The organism is Komagataeibacter xylinus, assembly GCF_004302915.1.
Taxonomy (GTDB): domain Bacteria; phylum Pseudomonadota; class Alphaproteobacteria; order Acetobacterales; family Acetobacteraceae; genus Komagataeibacter; species Komagataeibacter xylinus_C.
Map to the genome: position 1 here is coordinate 1 of NZ_QQBI01000086.1, position 2,239 is coordinate 2,239.

2 protein-coding genes are annotated in these 2,239 nt (G+C 61.1%); both read left to right on the forward strand.

Translation table 11 applies throughout. The features are described 5' to 3' along the window. The first annotated feature begins 81 nt into the window (after positions 1-81). Entirely contained in the window at positions 82-1,332 is a 1,251-nt protein-coding gene (gene istA / locus DV027_RS17180) for an IS21 family transposase (RefSeq protein ID WP_130732980.1), read from the forward strand. Then, positions 1,329-2,174, forward strand: a complete 846-nt coding sequence (gene istB / locus DV027_RS17185) for an IS21-like element helper ATPase IstB (protein WP_007396167.1) — start codon at positions 1,329-1,331, stop codon at positions 2,172-2,174. The genes istA and istB overlap by 4 nt, the downstream gene beginning before the upstream one ends. Positions 2,175-2,239 lie beyond the last annotated feature (65 nt).

A 2,239-nucleotide genomic window follows, 5' to 3' on the forward strand; every position in this document is an offset into this window, starting at 1 on the left:
GCGTGATCGTCATGGGGGCATGCCCCCATGACGATCACGCGGCACATTTATCCCTGCTGATGCCAAAGGAAGGGCGAGCAGGTGATAGGACTCAGGGAGGTCGTTTTGATCCAGGAACTCAAAAGACAGGGGCTCAGCATCAGCGCCATCGCGCGCCAGACAGGGCTCGATCGCAAGACAGTGAAGAAGTATCTGGCCAATGGGCTGGAGGCTCCAGCCTATGCACCGCGTAAACCGGTGGCCAGCGCAGCAGAACCTTATCGAACCTATCTGTTGGAGCGGATGGCAAGTTATCCCGGACTTTCATCGCGCAGGCTGCATCGTGAAATTCGCGACATGGGATATGACGGTGCCTATTCATCGCTGACGGAATATCTCCGGCAAATCCGCCCCCCGCTGCCCAGGCCTTATGAGCGGCGCTTCGAGACCGGAGCCGGCGTTCAGGCGCAGGTCGATTTTGCGGAATTCCAGACAGTCTTCACCAGCGAGCCAGGCATCGTGCGCAAGGTCTGGTTGTTCAGCATGGTGCTGGGGCACAGTCGCTGGCTGTGGGGACGTTTCTGCCCGAACCAGGGTCTGGAAACAGTGATGCGTTGCCACATCGCCGCCTTCGAGGCGATGGCGGGCTGCTGCACGGAAATTCTCTACGATCGCATGAAGACCGCTGTCATCGGTGAGGATGATGCGGGCGTGGTGACCTACAATGCCTCGCTGGTGGCGCTTCTGGCCCATTATGGCAGCGCCCCCAGAGCCTGCCAGCCCTATCGCGCCAAGACCAAGGGCAAGGTCGAGCGACCCTTCCGCTACATCCGTCAGGACTTCTTCCTTGGCCGCAGCTTCCATGATCTCGATGACCTCAACGCCCAGTTCGACGTCTGGCGCGCGGATATCGCCAACGCGCGGGCACATGCCACCACCGGGCGGATCGTGCAGGAGCATTTTGCACAGGAGCAGCCCCATCTGCATCCATTACCTGCCCTGCGCTACGATGCTGTTCTGAGCGTCGAGCGGCGGATCAGCCGCGAGGGGATGGTGGCGGTGGCCGGCAATTATTACAGTGTGCCTGACACTGCCCGCCGTCGCGTGGTCGAGATCCAGCACCATACACATGAAGTCCTGATCTTCGAGGAAGGGAAACTCATCGCCCGGCATCCCGTGCTGGAAGGCAAAAACCGTAAGCGGATCGAGCCAGGCCACCGCAAGGCCCCACCGGTTCAACGCGCCGAGATGTTGCCGACGACACCGGCGGTGCCGATCCTCCCGCGTCCTCTGGCTTTCTACGGCGCGGTGGGTGAACGCCTGGCCAGCATCAATGCCAAAGGGACCGCATGATGTCTGTCACCGAACGCATCCGACAAAGCCTGCTGGCTCTCCATATGGCACGCGCCCTCGAAACGCTTGATCACACGCTGGGCAGGCTGGAAAAGGGCGAGATCAGCGCCATCGAGGCCATCGACGATCTGCTGGCCGAAGAACTGAACCTGCGCGAGGGACGGCGCATCAGCGTAGCACTGCGCACCGCCCGCCTCATGCCGATCAAAACTATCGAGAGCTTCGACTTCTCATTCCAGCCTTCACTCGACAGGCATCGCATCACCGCGCTGGCCCAGCTCGAGTTCATCAATCGGGCCGAGGTGTTGCATTTTCTGGGCCCGCCAGGCACCGGAAAATCCCATCTGGCCACAGCCATCGGCGTGGCCGCCGTCAGGGCCGGACGCAGCGTCTATCGCTGCTCTCTGGCAGAACTGCTCGAGGCGCTCACCAGAGCCGAACGCGAGGGGCGTCTGGCCGAGAAAATTCGCTTCTACACGCGGGCTTCGCTGCTGATCGTCGATGAAATTGGCTACCTGCCAATCACGCCAGGTGGTGCCAACCTCTTCTTCCAGCTGGTCAATGCCCGCTACGAAAAGGGAGCGATGATCCTGACCTCCAATCGCGGTTTTGCCGAGTGGGGCGAGGTCTTCGGCGACCCGGTCGTCGCCACCGCGCTGCTCGACCGGCTACTTCACCATGCTGTCGTCGTCCACATCGAAGGCGCCAGCTATCGCCTGCGCCAGCATGCCGATCTGATCCCCGAGCATACACGGGCCCACGCCAATCTGATGCCACCGGCAGCGCCAAAGCGCCGCGGTAGGCCCCCAAAGCATGGAGCTATCGATCACCTCAATGGCTGATCACCATATCCGTGCTGGGGAATTTTCCGACAGCACATGTGGGGAATTTTGAAACAGCATTTACA